Annotated in this window: 1 protein-coding gene; it reads right to left on the bottom strand. The window is 68.1% G+C overall.

The genetic code is table 11. The features are described from left to right. Positions 1-263, bottom strand: a 263-nt coding sequence (locus AC0IW7_RS24855; RefSeq protein WP_471821509.1) for a di-heme oxidoredictase family protein, incomplete at both ends; no start/stop codon positions are given.

Below are 263 nucleotides of genomic sequence, written 5' to 3' on the forward strand. Positions count from 1 at the left end.
TTGCCGGCCCGCACTTGCGGGTCGTTGACCTGGCGCCGCGCTGGCCCGCCGAGGGTGCGTGTGTCGAACTGCACCTGACTGAGCAAGTGGTCGCTGACTTCCGGCATCCCACCATCAGGCGCGGCTGTGCAGGCGGTTTGCGCCGGCGTGCATTCGTCGAAGGGGCGCAGCGTGGTGGTCAGGCCCATGTCGGCGGAAATGGCGTGCACGTTCTGTTGGTTGAGCGTGGGCTGCCCGGCTTTCCAGCCAAAGCGGCCGAGGAC

The organism is Pseudomonas sp. AC229 (assembly GCF_979254655.1).